14 protein-coding genes and 1 pseudogene are annotated in these 18,392 nt (G+C 65.9%); 6 read left to right on the top strand and 9 right to left on the bottom strand.

The genetic code is table 11. The features are described from left to right. Window positions 1-180: 180 nt before the first annotated feature. A complete protein-coding gene (locus C4B30_RS34550; protein ID WP_105133662.1) occupies window positions 181-1,104 on the bottom strand; it encodes a recombination-associated protein RdgC in 924 nt (307 codons plus the stop codon). A 120-nt stretch (window positions 1,105-1,224) separates the two neighbouring features. On the opposite strand from C4B30_RS34550, the gene C4B30_RS34545 reads away from it, so the two are divergent. Then, window positions 1,225-2,292, top strand: coding sequence for a hypothetical protein (locus tag C4B30_RS34545; protein WP_442778471.1), 1,068 nt, complete (start codon window positions 1,225-1,227; stop codon window positions 2,290-2,292). Window positions 2,293-2,352: 60 nt separating this feature from the next. Here the strand turns inward: C4B30_RS34545 and C4B30_RS34540 are convergent, their stop codons facing one another. Next, the gene (locus C4B30_RS34540; protein ID WP_027780714.1) at window positions 2,353-3,384 is read right to left on the bottom strand and encodes a succinylglutamate desuccinylase/aspartoacylase family protein; all 1,032 of its coding nucleotides are present in this window, start codon (window positions 3,382-3,384) and stop codon (window positions 2,353-2,355) included. A gap of 609 nt (window positions 3,385-3,993) precedes the next feature. Between C4B30_RS34540 and C4B30_RS34535 the strand changes: the two genes are divergently transcribed. Together C4B30_RS34535 and C4B30_RS34530 are read left to right on the top strand one after the other, a co-directional pair. Next, complete coding sequence (locus C4B30_RS34535) at window positions 3,994-5,397, top strand: L-lactate MFS transporter (protein ID WP_105133660.1); 1,404 nt, start codon at window positions 3,994-3,996, stop codon at window positions 5,395-5,397. A 19-nt stretch (window positions 5,398-5,416) separates the two neighbouring features. Next, window positions 5,417-5,548, top strand: coding sequence for an MFS transporter small subunit (locus C4B30_RS34530; RefSeq protein WP_027780712.1), 132 nt, complete (start codon window positions 5,417-5,419; stop codon window positions 5,546-5,548). A gap of 277 nt (window positions 5,549-5,825) precedes the next feature. Here the strand turns inward: C4B30_RS34530 and C4B30_RS34525 are convergent, their stop codons facing one another. Both C4B30_RS34525 and C4B30_RS34520 read right to left on the bottom strand, forming a co-directional pair. Next, window positions 5,826-6,101 carry a hypothetical protein gene (locus C4B30_RS34525; protein WP_105133659.1) on the bottom strand — a complete coding sequence of 92 codons (276 nt, stop codon included), beginning with the start codon at window positions 6,099-6,101 and terminating at the stop codon, window positions 5,826-5,828. 272 nt (window positions 6,102-6,373) lie between these two features. After that, window positions 6,374-7,924 (bottom strand): sensor domain-containing diguanylate cyclase, encoded by a 1,551-nt coding sequence (locus tag C4B30_RS34520; RefSeq protein ID WP_027780710.1) that lies wholly within the window; start codon window positions 7,922-7,924, stop codon window positions 6,374-6,376. Window positions 7,925-8,387: 463 nt separating this feature from the next. Here C4B30_RS34520 and C4B30_RS34510 point away from each other — a divergent pair, with 463 nt between their 5' ends. From C4B30_RS34510 to C4B30_RS34500, 3 genes are read left to right on the top strand one after another with little or no spacing between them, the layout of a single operon-like run. After that, a complete protein-coding gene (locus C4B30_RS34510; protein ID WP_105133658.1) occupies window positions 8,388-11,267 on the top strand; it encodes a xanthine dehydrogenase family protein molybdopterin-binding subunit in 2,880 nt (959 codons plus the stop codon). Further along, window positions 11,264-11,965, top strand: a complete 702-nt coding sequence (locus tag C4B30_RS34505; RefSeq protein WP_105133657.1) for a (2Fe-2S)-binding protein — start codon at window positions 11,264-11,266, stop codon at window positions 11,963-11,965. The genes C4B30_RS34510 and C4B30_RS34505 overlap by 4 nt, the downstream gene beginning before the upstream one ends. Then, entirely contained in the window at window positions 11,962-13,221 is a 1,260-nt protein-coding gene (locus tag C4B30_RS34500) for a cytochrome c (protein ID WP_105133656.1), read from the top strand. Before C4B30_RS34505 ends, C4B30_RS34500 begins: the two co-directional genes overlap by 4 nt. A 97-nt stretch (window positions 13,222-13,318) precedes the next feature. Here C4B30_RS34500 and C4B30_RS35755 read toward each other — a convergent pair whose 3' ends face one another. The 5 genes and pseudogenes from C4B30_RS35755 to C4B30_RS34470 all read right to left on the bottom strand — a co-directional run bounded on the left by C4B30_RS35755 (window position 13,319) and on the right by C4B30_RS34470 (window position 18,165). Beyond that, window positions 13,319-13,477, bottom strand: a complete 159-nt coding sequence (locus C4B30_RS35755) for a hypothetical protein (protein WP_199779105.1) — start codon at window positions 13,475-13,477, stop codon at window positions 13,319-13,321. Window positions 13,478-13,610: 133 nt separating this feature from the next. Then, entirely contained in the window at window positions 13,611-14,102 is a 492-nt protein-coding gene (gene pal, locus C4B30_RS34495) for a peptidoglycan-associated lipoprotein Pal (protein WP_089501784.1), read from the bottom strand. A gap of 428 nt (window positions 14,103-14,530) precedes the next feature. Further along, the gene (locus tag C4B30_RS34485) at window positions 14,531-15,742 is read right to left on the bottom strand and encodes a porin (RefSeq protein ID WP_105133655.1); all 1,212 of its coding nucleotides are present in this window, start codon (window positions 15,740-15,742) and stop codon (window positions 14,531-14,533) included. A gap of 550 nt (window positions 15,743-16,292) precedes the next feature. Further along, a pseudogene (locus C4B30_RS34475) lies at window positions 16,293-16,511 on the bottom strand (helix-turn-helix domain-containing protein); the annotation flags it as partial. 226 nt (window positions 16,512-16,737) lie between these two features. Then, window positions 16,738-18,165, bottom strand: a complete 1,428-nt coding sequence (locus C4B30_RS34470; RefSeq protein ID WP_105133654.1) for an ISNCY family transposase — start codon at window positions 18,163-18,165, stop codon at window positions 16,738-16,740. Between the last annotated feature and the right edge of the window lie 227 nt (window positions 18,166-18,392).

Genomic DNA, 18,392 nt, shown 5'->3' with positions numbered 1-18,392 from the left:
GGCGTGGCGGGGGCCGTGCCCGTTTTGAGGAGTGGGCGACGTAGATGACCGCCGCGGATCGGCAGAGGGGCGAGCGCCCGGCGCGACCCGCCGCCACGGTGGCGACGGTCCGCCTCTCATTCGTCGCATCGGCGCGAAGCCCCGCCGTCGCGGGGCGACGATACTCGACGACGACGGCGTTCAGGCTGCAGCCGGCTGAGGAATCGAGTCCTGCTGATCGCCACCCAGGATATCGACGAGGCTCGTCAGCATCCGCGCCAGTTCACCCGTCATCAGCGTGACATCCGAGTCGAAGCGCTCATCGTCGTTCTGCGCGGTTGGATCCGCCGCCTCCTTGATCACGTCGAGTGGCGTGACACGCTTGATCGTCAGCGCCGGTGTCAGCACGAACGAGATCCGGTCATCCCAGGTCATCGCGAGACGCATGCATTGCTTGCCGGCTTCGATGTGCCGGCGCATGTCGTTCGCTTCCAGCGCGTGGCCGACGTACCGCACCGTGGCGCCGCCTTCGCCGCTCGAGCGCAACTCGGCGTCCTGGTCCACGGTGAATCCGCCCGGCGCGTCGCCGGACAACAGCCAGTCCGTCATCGCGGCGACCGGCGAACGCGCCACCTGAACGCCCGCGAGCGGCAACCCGTCGATCGATTTGACGAGCAGGCTGCGAACGTCGTCGGCGAGCGCCTGTGCTGCGGCATCGATGACGAGCCAGCCGTTCGCCGTGTCGATCCACACGCGGGTATCGCGGCGAATGCTGAACGCGCGCGGCAGCAGTTCGTCGGTGACCTGTTCCTTGAGCTCGCGCAGTTGTTTCCGGCCTACCTTGAAGCCCTGCTGCTCTTCGACTTCGAGTGCACGCGCCTTGGTGACCTGATTGACGACCGATGCCGGGAGCAGCTTCTTTTCGGAGCGAAACACCAGCAGCATCTGCCGGTTGATCGAATACACGAGCGCGCCGTCGTCACGCGGCGACGCCCATCCGACGCGCTGCATTTCGACGCTGCTGCCCGGCTGGAACGCGTGAGGCGCCAGCCATTTTTCCATCTGATCGGGGGTGACGGCCCAAGGTGCCGGAAGACGATGAAGCTGAAGGTTCTTGAACCACATAGGCGTACGGGCAAAGCGCGTCATTCTATATGACGGGGAGGGTTGCCGGTCAGTTGCGGACATTTGATGCCTCGTCCAAGATGGCGGCACTCCATTCCAACAAGAAGGAAAAAAACAATGATGACTTCCGGCGATGGCCTGACCAGCCCTGCGCGGCTCCTGCGACTCGCCTCCTGGGTGATCGCGATCATCTTCGCCGTCTTTCTGAACATGCTCGGCAGTCTCGTGATTCGCGACATGGCGTTCGCTCCGAGCGGCGGTCCGCCGGTCGTCGAGCAATTCGCCGATGCTCCGACAAAAGCGCGGCTGGATGCGGCGCGCCGCCAGCTGCTGGCGCAGCGCGACGCGCTTGCCGAGAAAGTCGACACGATGGAAGTGGCGCGCGGCCGCGCCGCGAAGGAATACGCGGCCGAGAAGGAAAGTTTCCGCAACTGGCTGGCCACCCGCGCGGTGACGGGAAACGGTGCGAGGGACCCGGACATTCTGGCGAGAACGCGCAAGCTGGATACGCTCCAGGCCGTGGTGGTCAACTGGCAGCATCAGATCGATGCGATCGGCGACCAGCAACGGGCATTGGCATCGCAGCAAACTCAAGTCGACACGCAAATCGCCGAAGCGAACGCAGCAGCCGAACGGCGCTTCGACGAAGCCACACGGCACTACGAGATGCAGGTGTTCGGGCTGCGGCTGGCGCTGACGCTACCGATCCTGCTGGTTGCGATCTGGCTGTTCATCCGCTACCGCAAGGCGCGCTACTGGCCGTTCGTGTACGGTTTCGGCCTGTTTGCGCTGAGTGCGTTTTTCATTGAACTGGTCCCGTACTTGCCGAATTTCGGCGGCTATGTCCGGGTCCTGGTCGGCATCGTGCTCACGGTATTCGCCGGTCTTTACATGATGAAGGCGTTTCAGCGCTATGCCGAACGCAAACGGCTCGAATTGCAGCAGGATCAGGGCGAACGCGCGCGCACGATCGGATACGAAAAAGCCGTCCGGTCACTCGAGAAAAAGCGCTGCCCGTCATGCGACAAACAATGGAATCTCGGCGGCGACGATTCCACTTTCTGCGTGCATTGTGGATTGAAGCTTTTCAACGTATGCGAATGCGGCGGCCGGAATTTCTTCTTCTTCCCGCATTGCCATCAATGCGGCGTGGCGCAGGGAAACGAGTCGCCGATGTCGTCCGACTGACGATCAGCGCGTATGCACCGGCGTCGGCGTACGACGTCGCGAACGCGCCAGTCGGATTCGTCACTCGATGACACGCGGCGGGGTCGACAATTCCGCCAACTGAAACAGGCAATCTCCCCGCCGCACCTGCGCGGGCACGCGCTTGCACACCACCTCGCCATCGCCGTTGAACCGGTGCAGCACCGGTTCGCGCAATGGCGTATCGGGAAAATGCACCCACGCGGCCGGCTGCCCGGCCTTCACCTGATCGCCGAGTTCGACGAGCGGTTCATACAGCCCCCGCTCGTACGCATAGACGAAATGGCGATCGCCGTCGACGCGCATGAAGCGCGTGACGGTCGGCGGCGCGTCTGGCACGAGCGCGCCGTGCAGCAGCCCGATGTAGCCGAGGTAATGCAGCAGCCCGTGCCGGCCGAGCCGGATCAGCGACGGGTCGGCCATGCCGGCGCCGCCGAGTTCGGTGACGATCGAGATCGCGCCTTGCCGGCGCGCGGCCGACGCCGAATGCACGGGATTCGGCGCGTGCAGCAGCGCATTCTGCAACCCGAACGCGACCAGCAGCCCGTTGAGCTTCGCGGCTTCGTCGGCGTCGAGCGGATCGATCGCGAGCATGTTGCCGCCCTGGTACAGCAGCGAACTGCCGCCCGAATGCAGGTCGACCAGATACTGCGCGCGCGACAGCAGCGCGTGCTCGATGTAGTGGGCGATCATCTGCGTCGGCGTGCCGGTCGGGTCGCCGGGAAAGCTGCGGTTCAGGTTGCCTTCGTCGAGCGGCGACACGCGCTGGCCCGCGTCCGCCGCCGGGAAATTCGCCATCGGCAGCAGGATCAACTGCCCGCTGATCATGTCGGGCTCGATCTCGCGCATCAGTTGCGACACGATGATCTGGCCTTCGTACTCGTCGCCGTGGTTGCCGGCCATGACGAGCGCGACCGGGCCGTCGCCGTTGCGGATCGACGCGATCGGGATCGGCAGCCAGCCGTATGCGGAGCGGTGCACGGAGTGCGGCAGCCGCAGGTAGCCCGCGTGCTTGCCTTGCGCGTCGAGATCGATTTCGCAGTGAATGGGATTTCGGGGTGAGGAGGAAGTCATGGCAGCATCGTTCGATGAACGGAATCTGCCATCTTATAGAGGAAACGAGCGCTGCGCGCCGCGCCGGGCGCGTTCCGTGCCGAACGCTTGCACGCGTCGATCGAAATACGGTTCCCATACCCGTTCGATCCAATTCACGAATTCACGCACGCACGGACGCGCGGCGAGCGATTGCGCGGATGGGCCACGGCGAGCGATGCGGGGAGCCGCATCCGATGGTTCGTGGCGCCGACCCGTCGCATGATTTGGAGGCGCGCATCGGTCGCGATCACGCGACAAGCGACATTCAGCGGGCCGCTCGCCCGGCGCCGCGGCCGGGGCCCGTCGGGAGCCGACCGGGCAGGGCATTCAAGCCTGTCCTGACTCGCTTCGCCGCCCGGGTCATCCCGAATAGGATAAAAAATTGCATATTGAACATGCAGTTTTGATCAACTAAGTTCTCCAAGGCCGATGCCAAAAACGGCCAGCGGATCGACCCGACGCGCCTTTCAATATGATCGCGCGTTGCATATAAGGCGGCGCTCCCGCCAGACGAGCGACGACAGCGCCCGGTCGAAACGCCGACATACAAAACGGATCGCACACGATCCCCCAACGGAGACACCACTGATGAGCAGCGTTATCGAGCCAGGCGCCCCCGCGGGCGCCGCGCCTTTCTTTTCCAAGGAAGCCACCATCGCGCAACCGGGGTTTTCGCGCTGGATGGTGCCGCCCGCGGCACTGGCCGTGCATTTGTGTATCGGCCAGGCCTACGCGTTCTCGGTATTCAACGGCCCGCTCACGAAAGTGATCGGCGTCACCGAATCCGCGCCCGGTGACTGGTCGCTGACGACGCTTGGCTGGATCTTCTCGCTCGCGATCTTCTTCCTCGGCTTGTCGGCGGCCTTTGCCGGCAAGTGGCTCGAACGGGTCGGCCCGCGTCGCACCATGTTCACGGCGGCATGCTGCTTCGGCGGCGGCTTCCTGATTTCCGCGCTCGGCGTGAAGACGCACCAGATCATGCTGCTGTACATCGGCTATGGCGTGGTCGGCGGCATCGGATTGGGGCTCGGCTACGTGTCGCCGGTGTCGACGCTGATCCGCTGGTTCCCCGATCGCCGCGGGATGGCGACCGGGATGGCGATCATGGGCTTCGGCGGCGGCGCGATGATCGCCGCGCCGCTGTCCGTCGCGCTGATGAATCACTTCAAGAGCGCGACGAGTGTCGGCGTCGCCGAGACGTTCATCGTGCTCGGCATCGCATACTTCATCTCGATGTCGATCGGCTCGCTCGCGATCCGCGTGCCGCCCGCCGGGTGGAAGCCGGCCGGCTGGACGCCGCCCGCGGTGACGAAGAACAAGATGATCACGTCGAATCACGTGCACATCGACGAAGCGCTGAAGACGCCGCAGTTCTATCTGATCTGGCTCGTGCTGTTCCTCAACGTGACCGCCGGGATCGGCATCATCGGGCAGGCATCGGTGATGATTCAGGAAAGTTTCAAGGGGGCGGTGAGCGCGGCGGCCGCGGCCGGCTTCGTCGGGCTGCTGTCGTTGTTCAACATGGGCGGGCGCTTCGTGTGGGCATCGGCGTCGGACTGGGTGGGACGCAAGAACACATATTTCATTTTCTTCGCGTTCGGTGCGGTGCTGTATTTCTGCGTGCCGCTGTTTGCGGCGTCGGGGCAGATCGCGTTGTTCGTGCTGACGTTCTGCCTGATTCTGTCGATGTACGGCGGCGGGTTCTCGACGGTGCCGGCGTATCTCGCGGACATGTTCGGCACCGCATATGTCGGCGGAATTCATGGACGGCTGCTGACGGCGTGGGCCGCGGCGGGTATCGCGGGGCCGGTTCTCGTGAACTACATCCGTGCGTATGAAGTTGCGCACGGCGTCGTGAAGGCCGACGCGTACACGATGACGGTTCACATCATGGCGGCGCTGCTCGTGATCGGTTTCGTCTGCAACCTGTTCGTCAAGCACGTGAACGAGCGCCATCACATGACCGATGCGCAACTCGAAGCCGGCAAATAAATTCTGGAGACGCTGGGAAATGAATCAAACCGTGACTGCCGTTCGTCCGACCAACAAGGCGGTGCTGGCCGTGTTCTGGCTGTATGTGCTGGTGCCGCTGGCTTGGGGCGTCGTGAATACGTTGACGACGGCGATGAAGTTGTTCGGCTGAAGGGGCGCGCGCGTGGCTGCTTGATGTGGGTGTGCGGCGTCGGGCATCGACATGCCGTGCGCGCTTTGGCGATCGCATCGTGATTCGCTGGCGATCGGTGTAGTGTCGCCAACCCCGATCGCTACTGCCCGCGTTTTTCTTGATCGACGAGGATGCCTCGCCAGACCGAGGCGGATGTTGCAGCGATGAACGCATGCCGGCGCATCGGCCGGCTGCATCCACGCGTGGAATATCGCGTCGATCCCTTGTCGCGACAGGGGCGACGCGTACAACCGGCTTACCGGCCGGATGTTTCAGCTTCGAGACGTCCTTCTTCCCACAGGGCCCAGAAACGGCTGCCGGCGCGATAGGGATTTGCTCGCCGCGCGGTGTGATCGGCGACGCCCTGGCGATACGCGCCGTACAGCGTGAGCGGCGGATTGTCGACGCATGCGGCTTCGTACGCGGCCGGCATCCGACGGTCGGACACGAGCCGGCGAATCAGCGACGCGCCGTCGATCACAGCCTGTTCGTCGATGATTTCGGTTCGTGCGATGACGTCGACGGTATTCATGTTGGGGCTCCCTGAAACGTTCTTTCCCCATCAAGGAGCAATAAGAGTGCCAGCCGCGAAATACCGCCCTCTGCCGCGATCGTGCGGGCTTCTGCAGCCATCTTTGGACGTGCCGGACGGCGATGTTACGGAACACGTCACGTGACACGCGAACGCGCGGCGCCACGTGGGAACCGGCAAAACGTTTCGGAATTGAATCGTCGGGAGGATGCGGCGGACGCGGTGACGGAAATGCGGAAAGGGGAATGCGCGGTGCGGCGCGCGTCGCCGCCTCAGTTTGCGGTGACCGGCGCCACGCGGCGGCTGCCGCTCGAATAGAAACAGTAGATGCCCTTGCCGGCCGACTTCGCGTCGTACAGCGCGCTGTCTGCCTGCCGGATCAACTCGTCGGGCGAGCCGTGCCCGTCGTCGAGTGCGATGCCGATGCTGATGCCGATGCAGACGGTCTGTCCGATCGACAGCGTGTACGGCGCCGAAATCTGCCGAATGATGCGCGCGGCGAGAATCGAGCACGCATGCATCGTCGTGTCGTCGATCGCGACGATGAATTCGTCGCCGCCGATGCGTGCGGCGAGTTCGCCCGGCGGCAACGTCTTGCCGAGCCGCCTGGCGACCTGCGTGAGCACTTCGTCGCCGGCCTGGTGGCCGAAGCGGTCGTTGATCGACTTGAAACCGTCGAGGTCGAGATACATGACCGCGAACGCGGGGCTCGGCAGCCGCGGCCGGCGCGCGAGCATCCGCTTGAGCTGCGCGTGCAGTTCGTGGCGATTCGGCAAGCCCGTCAGCGCGTCGTGCCGCGCGAGGTGCCGGATGTGTTGTTCGGTCTGGCGGCGCGCGGTGACATCCTCGACGATGATCACCGCGTTGCCGTCCGGTACGCGGTGGCGCGTCAGTTCGAGCTGGCGGCCGTCGGCGAGCGTGATGTCGAGCGACCCGGGTTCGTCTCGGTTCAGCCAGTTGTCGCACTGCACGGCGAGGCCGGCGCCGCCGGGATCGATCACGGCATTGGCGCCGAGCGCGGCGACGACGGCCGGCAGCGGCGTGTCGAGCATGATCTCGCGCGGCGAGCCGAACAGTTGCGCGGTGCGCCGGTTCGCGACGATCACGCGGCTCTCGTCGTCGATCATGCACAGGCCGTGCGGCATGTAGGTGAGGGCGGCGTCGAAGCGGGCGACGAGTTCGGCATTGCGCTGGCGCGTGGCGATCAGCGCGACGAGCACGCGGTAGTGGCGCTGCACCACCGTGCGCATCGCCGCGAGATAGATCGCCAGCGGCGGCAACAGCAGCCACGCGCCCGGCCGATGGGCCAGCAGCGCGCCGACGCCGATCGGCAGCACGCCGAGCGCGACCTGCGTCATCGCGAGCCGCGGCAGCGCCGAATTGCGCGACGCGATCCCGCCGAACACGCCGCCCGCGACCATCACCGACAGCGTGCCGAGCTCGACGTCGGCGGCTTGCACGCAGCCCATCACGCCGAGGCCGAGCACGAAGCACGCGACGAGCGACACGGGCGCATAGCGCCTCGCCCAATATTCGGTACGGTCGTCGCCGGCGTCGCGTCGAACCGCGTAGGCCCGCGCGATCGAGAGCCGCGTGGCGAGCAGGGCGATGTCGACGATCAGCCATACGAGGCACCAGAGCTGCTGCAGCCGCATCAGCGCGACGGCCGCGACGAAGCCGCTCGCGAGCCCGGACATCGCCATCGGGCGCACGTCCTCGAACAGCGTCACGAGCATCGACGGACGCAGCGCGGCCGTCACGCGGTGATTGCCGGAGGGGGGAGTGGCGAGAACGGAGTTCAGGAGAGATGCCCTGACTGCCATGGTCGTTGACCTCGACACGATGTCGCGATGGCTGGCGGCATCCGCACGGCACGTGGCGGGCGCCCGGCCGAGCCGGATGCGCACGACATTACCATGAAAAACCGGCATCGCGGGCCGCCCGGCAGCGCCGCGCACCGCCTCGCGCGATAGTCGTAAACCACGGCTGCGGGAGGCTTGCGGATTCGTCGGCACGAAGGCAGCATCGTTGCGAACGGAACGATGTGCGGCGGCCGATCGCAGACCGCGAAGCCGGTGCGGCGGCCGCCAGCCGCACGCAAACGAACAACGAATCGCCCCCGCGACCACCCGCCGCAGCCCGGCTGAGTCCCGTTATAAGAATTTCGATAAGTATTTCATGCGGGAAATACTATAGGCGATATATCAAAAAGAATGCCAGAATGCGCGCCGCTCCGAACGCCGCGACACCCGATCGCCGTCCGAGCCGCCTCAGGAGGTTCCCCCAATGAAAAACCACGGCCTGTCACGGCGGGGTTTTCTGAAAGCCAGCGTGCTGGCGGGCGTCGCGGTGTATGTCGCGCCCATCGGCAGCCGCGCGTTCGCGGCGCTCTTCGAAGAAAAACTCCTCACTCCCGTCAAATGGGATAGCGTCACCGGCATCCCCCAATTCCGCATCGACGGTATCGCGAAGGTCACGGGCTCGAAAGTGTTCGCCCGCGACGTGCGCGCCGCCGACATGCCGCACTGGCCGCAGCAGCAGTCGCACGCGATGATCCTGCGCGTCACGCAGGCCGATCGTACATACGAAGGCTTCGACCTGTCGCTGCTCGGCGACGAGCTGAAGCCGGACCGCGTGGTCACCGCCGACGATCTCGCGCGCGACGGCGTCGCGTTCCCGGCGTTCTACGGCGACGACATGCTGTTGCCGGCCGGCAAGACGCCCGCGTATCTCGGCCATGCGGTCGCGATCCTGATCTATCACGACTTCGCGCGCTTCCGCTTCGCGAAGAATGCGCTGAAGTTCCGCGACGACGTGATCCGCTACGGCACGGTCACGGGCCCGCTCGAGCGCGATCCGTGGGGTACCTTCCGTTACGTGCGCGTGGGCGGCAAGACCGCCTATGACGACGACGTCTATTCGAGCCTGAAGGACGCGCCGATCTTCCCGAGCATGATGCGCAAGCACCTGCCGGTCTGGCCGGACGGCAAGGAGCACGGCAAGCTCGACGAGCAGGGCATGTTCCTCGCCGGGCAGATCGCCGGCGAGCTCGACCATCCGTCGGCCGACTGGCTCGTGTTCGACCGCGAATACAACACGCAGTCGGTCGATACGGCCGCGCTCGAACCCGACAACGCGAACTGCTGGTACGACGCCGCGACGCAAGCGCTGCACCTCGTCGTGCCGACCCAGTCGCCGCTCGAAGTGTCGGAGAACGCCGCCGCGATGGTCGCGAAATGCCGCTTCCCGGTGAAGAAGCTGTTCGTGCATCCGTGCTACACGGTCGGCTACGGCTCGAAGGATCACTGCAACGTGCCGTTCTACGGTCTCGTCTGCGCACTGTACGCGGACGGCCGCCCGGTGCGTTTCGCGAACGACCGCTACGAACAGTTCCAGACGTCGCTGAAGCGTCACGCGTTCAAGATGCATTACCGGATCGCGGTCGACCGCAACACGGGCCTGCTGCAGTCGTTCAAGGGCGACTTCGAGGCGAACGGTGGCGGGCGCTCGAACTTCTCGCCGTCGGTCGCGATGGTCGGCGCCACCGCCGCGCAATCGATCTACTACTTCCCGAAGAGCGACCTCGCGGCGGTCGCGATCGCGTCGCGCGCGATCGACGCCGGCTCCGCACGCGGCTACGGCACGCTGCAGAGCATGGCCGCGACCGAGATGGCGATCGACGAGATCGCCGCGCAACTGAACATCGACCCGATCGACTTCCGTCTGCGCAACGCGCTGCGTTCGGGGATGAAGAACACGCAGGGCGCGATTCCCGCCGGCGCGCTGCGCGTCGACGAAGTGCTGGAGCGTGCGAAGCAGCATCCGCTGTGGACGCGCCGCGCCGCGCGCAAGGCCGAATTCGAGGCCGCGCATCCGGGCAAGCGCTACGGCGTCGGCTTCGCGTGCGTGCAGAAGGATTTCGGCACGGGCGCGGAAGCATCGTTCGCGAAGGTCGAATTCGACGCGCACGGCAAGGTGTCGCTGCAACACACGGCCGCGGAGATCGGCACGGGGATGTCGACGTCGCAGGCCGTCGCGGTCGCGAAATGGCTCGGCCGCCCGGCGACCGACGTCCGCGTGGCCGTAACCGAATGGCCGGACCTGCCGATCGAGACGAGCGGCGATCCGTACCTGATGTCGCAGGCCGACCAGGACCGCCTGAGCGCGAACCCGCGCTGGTCGCCGGGCTATGCGTCGCCGTCGAGCGCGACGAATTCGGCGTACTACTTCACGCACAGCACGCGCGAGGCCGCGCGCGCGGTGTTCCGCCACGGGCTGTGGCCGGCCGCGATGTCGATCTGGACGCGTGGCTTGGGCGGCGGCCAGGCCGCGCCGTACACGATTCGTATCGAAGATGCGCGCTGGGTCGACGGCAAGCTGACCGCCGACGGCCTCGAGCCGCTGACGTTCGAGCAGCTCGCGAAGCAGGCGCATGCGCTCGGCCTGCCGACCGGCGCCGTCGTGCACGTGTTCAACCGCTGGCAGTGGACCGACGCCGAGTTCGACGTGGGCGGCACGGTCGAGCGTCTGCCGATCGACGGGCTGTCGCTGCGTGTCGGCGCGCCGAAGACCGGGGCCGACGACGGCCCGGTGCCGGGCACCGCCGCACCGTCGGGCGCGACCGCGCTGCGCGGCACGCTGCCGCCGACCGCGAACGGCTATCGCGTGCTCGATCGCAAGCGCGTGTTCATCCCGCCGACGAGCCGCAACAACGCGGCCGTCACGTACTACACGGCGGTCGGCACGCTCGTCGAGCTGGCCGTGCACGAAGCGACCGGCAAGGTCGAACTGCTCACGCACCACTCGATCATGGAATGCGGCAACCAGATTTCGCCGCAGCTCGTGTCGGGCCAGTTGCAGGGCGGTCTCGCGATGGGCATCGGCCATGCGCTGCATGAATACCTGCCGCTCTACGAGGACGGCCCCGGCAACGGCACGTGGAACTTCAACCGTTATCGGTTGCCGCGCGCATCCGACGTCGCCGTCTGGACGCAGACGGACGACGTGCTGCCGCCGCTGTCCGAAACCGATCCGCCGAAGGGTGTCGCCGAAGTGGTGATGATCCCTGTCGTCGGCGCGATCGTGAACGGCATCGCGCACGCGATCGGCCATCGTTTCACCGACTTGCCGGTGACCCCGCAAAAGATTCAGGAGGTGCTCGCATGACGACCGCCCAAACCGCGGCTTCGGCCGCGAGCGCCGGCGCGGCTGCGACCGGCGCTGCCGCACCGACCGCGGCTTCCGTCGCACCGGCGTCCGCGCCTGCCGCGCCGGCATCGGCACCGGCATCGGCCGCCGTCGAGCGTCCGCTCGTCCGGTTCCAGCAGAAGCCGCTGTCGGTCAGGATCAACGGCAAGTCCGTCGGCCCGATGCAGGTGCCCGAAGGGCTGATGATGATCGAGTTCCTCCACGAGTACGCCGGCCTCACCGGTTCGCGGCTCGGCTGCGGGCAGGGCATCTGCCACGCGTGCGTCGTGATCGTCGACAAGCCGGACGGCACGAGCGAGGAGATGCGCACCTGCATTACCGGCGCGCACTTCTTTCACGGCCGTTCGATCCGCACGATCGAAGGCCATGCGAAGCGCAACGAAGCAGGCGAAGTGGTCGAGCTGTCGCCGATCCAGCAGAAGTTCCTCGAGCACTTCAGCTTCCAGTGCGGCTACTGCACGCCGGGTTTCGTCAACGCGGCGACCGTGCTGATCGAACGCCTGAAGCGCGAGCCGATCGCGAAGGCCGACGTGGAGCGCACGATCACCGATGCGCTCGACGCGCATCTTTGTCGCTGCACGGGCTATGTCCGCTACTACGAAGCCGTCAAGGACGTGGTGCTGACGACGCCGGGACTCGTGAAGGACGCCGCATGAAACGCACATTCGCTCATCGTGTCGCACGGGCCGCGGGCCTGCCCGCGCTCGCGGCGGCCTGCGCGCTGCTGCTCGCCGCCTGCGGCGGCCACGACGCGCCGGCGTCGAGCGCGGCGTCCGGCGCACCCGGCGCCGACCAGATCGCGCGCGGGCGCTATCTCGTCAAGGCCGCCGACTGCGCGGCGTGCCACACCGCGAAGGACGGCGCGCCGTTCGCCGGCGGCGCGGCGCTCGAATCGCCGTTCGGCACGTTCTACGGCTCGAACATCACGCCCGACAAGGATCACGGGATCGGCAACTGGAGCGCCGACGACTTCTACGCCGCGCTGCACGACGGCAAGGCGCGGGCCAAGCGCCTGTACCCGTCGATGCCGTACACGTCGTACCGGCAGCTCACGCGTGCCGACACCGACGCGATGTACGCGTACCTGATGACGGTCAAGCCGGTCGCGCAGGAAAACCGCGCGCATGAACTCAAGTTCCCGTACAACCTGCGCTTCGGCATGGTTTTCTGGGACATGGTGTTCCTGAAGGACAGCCTGCCGGACGCGTCGGCCGGGCAATCCGCCGACTGGCAGCGCGGCCGCTATCTCGCGGGTGCGCTCGGCCACTGCGCGGAATGTCACACGCCGCGCGCGTTCACCGGGCAGCTCGACGGTGCGAAGCCGTTCGCGGGGGCGGCGCTCGGCCGTGTGGCCGCGCCCGACATCACGCCGGCCGGTCTGGCCGCGCGCGGCTGGACGGGTACCGACCTGCAGACGTTCTTCGGCGTCGGCATCGCGCCGCAAGGCTCGGCGTTCGGCGAGATGTATCCGGTCGTGCACCTGAGCACGCAGTACCTGACGAAGGACGACCTGCGCGCGCTGTCGGTGTACCTGCTAGGCGATACGCCGCCCGCGCCGCAACCGGTGAAGCCGGTGTCGGCCGACGCCGCGCAGCTGGCCGCCGGCCGCTCGGTGTATCTCGCGGTCTGTGCCGGCTGTCACGGTTTCAACGGCGAAGGCAAGCCGCACGTGGCGGTGCCGATGAACGGCAACTCGACGGTGCGCCAGGGCGATCCGCGCAACCTACTGGTCGCGATGCTCGACGGCATCGACGAACAGAAGTTCGCCGGCTTCGAAAACCTGCAGCCGATGCCGGGCTTCGCGCGCACGCTCGGCGACGACGAACTCGCGCAGCTCTCGAACTACCTGCGCGCGACGTGGGGCGGCCAGCCCGCGAGCGTCACGCCGGCCGACGTGAAGGCGATGCGTTGAGTCGTGGCCCGGGGGCGGGGCGTCGTGGGCGAGGCAGCCGGTTTCCGGCGCTCGCGCGCGATGCGTCGCCCCGTTTTCCTTGCCGCGGCGCGCCAGGTCAGTAGCCTCCGCACCCTCCGCCACCGCTGCCTCCCGAGCCGCCATACCGGCTCATGCCCGGGCCTTGCGACACGCCGCTGCCCGACGACGTACAGCCCGCCGACAGCACGAGCACCAGCGCCGCGATCAGCGCCGCAGCCAACGTTGCCGATTTCATTGCAATCTCCTTGCAGCGCGCAGGCGACAGGAAAGGCGGTTCGCGTGAACCGCGCGTCTGCGCGATGAGAAGACGTTTCGGCGGCGCAGTTATTCCATGCTTTTTACGTATCGCCGCGGCGGCGGCGCCTGGATCAACGATAGACGAGATCGGCGCGGCGGTTCTGCGCCCACGCTTCCTCGTCGTGGCCGAGCGCGACCGGCTTCTCCTTGCCGAGGCTGACCGCCTCCAGTTGCGTGGCCTGCACGCCAAGCGTTTCAAGCGCGCTCATCACGGCCTGCGAGCGGCGCTGGCCGAGCGCGACGTTGTATTCGGACGTGCCGCGCTCGTCGGTGTTGCCCTGGATCAGCACGTGCCGCGCCGGGTGGCTGCGCAGGTAGTCGGCGTGCGCCTGCAGCAGCGACTGGAATTCGGGCTTCACCGAGTACTGGTCGAAATCGAAGTAGATGCTGCGCTTGGCGAGCGGGCTGTTCGGGTTGTTCAGATCGTCGGCCGTCACCGTCGCGACGGTTTCGCTCGAGGGCTGCGGCGCCGCGCCGGCATTCTCGGGCGTTTTCGCCGCGTTGTGACAACCGGCAAGCAGTACGAAAGTTGCCAGGACCGCAATTCGGTTCATTTTGCTCATCGTTCGTCTCCAGCGGTTGACTGCATTGAAAGCGTGGCGCGTGCCATCCGCACGCAGCTGTCCGGCCGCCATGGCGCGAAAGGTCCGGCTCCGTTGCCGTGATGCGGGCTCGTAAGCCGATGGTGCGCCAGATGAAAGAATGTTGCGACCGGAACGCCGGATCGCGGCGTCGCTGCAAATAGATTAGGAAAAATGTCACAACGTGCCCAGTTTCTCCGCATTTTTTGCGCAAACGCGACAGTCGGGAGGCATTCTTGCGACCGCCAGCGGGGTGCGGTATGCGCCGCACGCCACAGCGGACAAGGCCGCGCATGGGGCACGGCCTTGTCAGTGCCGGTCGCGGACAGCGGGGTGATGCTGGGAGCCCTTGCCGGATGCCGTCGGTCGGCCGCGTGAGGCCGCATGAGGCCGCGGCGCACGCGGCTTCGTCAGAACTTGTGCCGCAGCCCCAGCGCGACGACGGCCTGGTTGCCGTTCGCGGAAGGCGTCAAGGTCCAGACGGTCGCGTTGAACGCCGGATTGCCGTTGCCGCCGCTCACGCTCTGGTACGTGCCTTCGAGATAGGCATCCGTGCGCTTCGACAGCGCATAGTCGACCTGCGCGACGACCTGGTTCCATTTCGGGCGCGTCTGGCCCGTGCGGGTGTCGAAGCGGCCCATCGTGTACGTGTACGCGGCGGCGACGCTCAGCGCACGGGTGACGAAGTAGTGTCCGTCGATCGTGAAGTTGTCGAAAACCAGCGATTCGCCCTTCAGCGGCACGATGTTGCCGCCCTGAAGCACGCCTGTCACGCCGTCGGTGGTCGAATGCGACCACGCGGCGCCGACCGAGTGCGGCCCGAATGCATAACGCCCGGCCATCGCCCAGATCTGCTGGTTGCCGCCCGTGATCGTCGCCGAACCGTCGACCGTGCTGAGCGCGCCGTCCGGGTTCGGCGCGTTGCGGTCGCGGCTGATCTTCAGGTAGCCGGCGCCGAGCTTCAGCGGCCCGTTCGCATACGACACGCCCGTGCTCCACACCGCGTTGTTGGAGAACTGGCCGGCCGTGTTCGAGAACCCGACCATCGCGCCGAACCTCAGCCCGCGAACCATCGGGCTCGTGTACTTCACCGCGTGGTTGATGCGCAGATTGCGGTTCGAATCGTCGTTGTCGTACGGGTGAACCGCGAGGTTGCCGCCCCAGCCGGGGCCGGACGCGCCGAGCGGCGTCACGAAATCGAGGATCAGGTCGTATTGGCGGCCGAAGGACAGCGTGCCGGCCGTCTGCGAACTCACGCCGATCCACGCCTGGCGGCCGAACAGGTCGACGCCTTTCTGCGACAGCTTGCCGGTGGTGCCCGAGAAGCCGTTTTCGAGCGCGAAGACCGCGGCCGTTCCGCCGCCCAGATCCTCGCGGCCACGCAGCCCCCAGCGCGATGCGTTCAGTGCGCCGCTCGTCATCGCGACGCCGCCGCTGCCGGGCGAGCCGGCACCGCGCGTGCGCTGGTTGGTCGAGTAGGTGATCGACGTGTCGATCAGGCCGTACAGCGTCACGCTGCTCTGGGCAAGCGCGACGTCCGGCACGAAGCCGGTCAGGCAGGCGGCAATGACGGTCCCCGCGACGCGTGCGCCGGCATGCTGGTTCGATTGGCAGGGATGCATAGGTGTTTGTTGTTGTTGGACCGGCCTGGCGGCCGATGGATCGAGCGGCCATTATTGGAGATCGGGCGGCGGTCGATTAAGGCGCTGCGCAGGAAAGGTCCTCTGCGGAATCGCTCGGAATCGAGATGCGGCGACTGCGGGGAAGCGGTCGGGGAGGGAGGCGTGCGTGGCGGTGCGTGGGATTCGGCGCGTCAGCGCGCGAGGGTGGGCCGAGCGCCTAGCGACGGGCGATCGGCAGCGCCGCATCGGCGCCGCCGCTTCGATAGGCAATGCGAACGGCGTTTGCCCTCGCTTCGAGCGCTTCGGGTGAAAGCCAGGGCCTCAACCGCACGACGACGCGCGGCAACTCGGCCAGTTGTTTGCGCAACTGCACGATCGACCGGCAGCAACGGCAGGCCGACGATTGCGCATTGGCTGCCGATGCAGCTTCGGCAAGATCGGCGGTCCATTCGACGCCGCGGTGGCGCCTGGCCTCGTCGAGGTGCGGCAGATAACGCGCGTTGCCCGACAACGCGATCAGCAGCGCGGCCCCCGCGTCGTCATGGTGATCGTCCAGACGCCGGTTACCTTGTTGGCCACGCTTGCGCGAGGTCAGTCCAGCCGCACCAGATTCCCGGTAGCGGATCACCAGACGCTCGATCTGTCGCACCGTCAAACCCAGTCGTTCTGCCGCGCGCCACGGCTTGAGCGTGCCATCCGCCACGTCCTGAATGACCTTGAACCGGTCCAGTTCGCGCATCGTCATCGTGATCCGCTCCGTTGCAGCCATCGCAGCCTCCGGCGCCGGACACCCGGCGGCCGAACAGCTTACGCGGCACGAAAGCGGACATTTCTATGTAGCCAAAAGCGGACATTTCAATCTAGCCACTACAACCAAATGTCATACCCGGATTCAGATGTCGTAGCGCCAGCTAAATACAGATGTCGCATGTTTCATCCGCTTTCTCGTCATTCAGCATTGAAGCGCCGAGCCTGAAGCAGCAGGGCGCTTACGCCTATCCGCGGGCCTTGGCAGACCACCGGTTCGATTCCGCCTGATTGGCTTGTGAAGCAACCTGCAGGATGGCTGCTTCGATATCGGCCTCCGTGAACGCACGCTGTTTCTTTGCGCCCGGTACCGATGTCTTGGGCCGCACTGGCAGCCCGCGATTGGCGCGCGACGGTGAGCCCGAGATGCGACGATTGTCGCGCTGCGCCTGGATCGCTTCAGCGACCTGCAGTGCGTGACTCAGACGCTTGTGGTCGATGATTACGCCTTGATCGACCTCTGCCAGCTTGTCGTAAAGGCGGCATTGCAATACCTCGCCATCGGCCCGTATTTCAATCCGGCCATCCGGGTACTCCCAGACGTCGATGTAGCGATGAATCAGCTTCCGATTCTCGAGCGTATCGTCCAGCAGATACAGCACCCGGTCGTACAGCACCGTCAGGGACTTCGAGACCCGGCGCGTTTCGCGCCAGGTCAGCAGCCAGTCCAGATTCTCGTCATCCCGCAGCGGCCGGTGCGCATCAAAGCCGCTGCGCGGCGGCTTCGCGAAGCGCGCGTTATACATGGCGATGAAGGAGGGCGCATAAGCGTTGGCGTCGGTCACGGTGTTGATGCCGCGCAATCTCAACTCCTTGACCAACCGATCCTGCAGCGTCAGGTGCGCTCGCTCGACACGTCCCTTGGCCTGACTTGAGTTTGCACAGAACGCGTCGACATTGAGCTCGTACAGCGCTCGGCCAAACTGCGTGACGCCTTTGCCCGCGGTCTCCGAGCGCTTCTTCACATAAAAGACGCTGGCCTTGTCGCTATAGAACGCCATCGGCTTGCCATGCGAATCCAAATACTTCGACAGCGCTTCAAAATAGCTGAACGTCGATTCGGTCGCCGTGAAATGCAGCGCCATTAACCGTCCGGTTGCATCGTCGATGAACACCAGCAGCGTGCAAGCTGGCGCACGGTCCTCGAACCAACGGTGGTCGCTACCGTCGATCTGGATCAGCTCCCCGAGGCATGCACGGCGGTTGCGCGGTTGGTAGACCTTCGGCGGGCGTTGCTTGCGTGGAATCCATAGGCCGGAAGCCCTCATCAGCGTACGAACCGTTTCAACAGCCAGATCAATGCCGTGACATTCACGCAGCTTCTCGCAGGCCAAGGTCGGCCCAAAATCCGCGTAGCGCTCGCGGATCAATGCCAGCGCCCGCTGCGCCTTTCCAGCCGGCAACTGATGATTGCTCGGGCGCCCACGCTTGCCTGACACCAATCCGGCCACGCCGGCCGCGCGATAGCGCAATACCAGACGCTCAATCTGCCGCACGCTCAAATCCAATCGTTCGGCCGCCTGGCCCGGCTTGAGCCGACACTCGGCTACAGCCTCGATGACCTTCAACCGATCCACTTCACGCATCGTCATGGTGATCGTCCCAGTCGCGTTCATCGCCGGCGCTCCCAAGGGTGCAGGCGATCAACCTACAGGCCAAAACACGACATTTTTATTTAGCGGAAACACGACATCTGAACTTGGGACCTACACCAAATGTCATACCCGGATTCAGATGTCGTAGCGCCAGCTAAATACAGATGTCGCATGTTTCATCCGCTTTCTCGTCATTCAGCATTGAAGCGCCGAGCCTGAAGCAGCAGGGCGCTTACGCCTATCCGCGG

Source organism: Burkholderia sp. BE12, from assembly GCF_002959955.1.
GTDB lineage: Bacteria > Pseudomonadota > Gammaproteobacteria > Burkholderiales > Burkholderiaceae > Burkholderia.
This window is presented reverse-complemented; position numbering and strand designations above follow the sequence as displayed.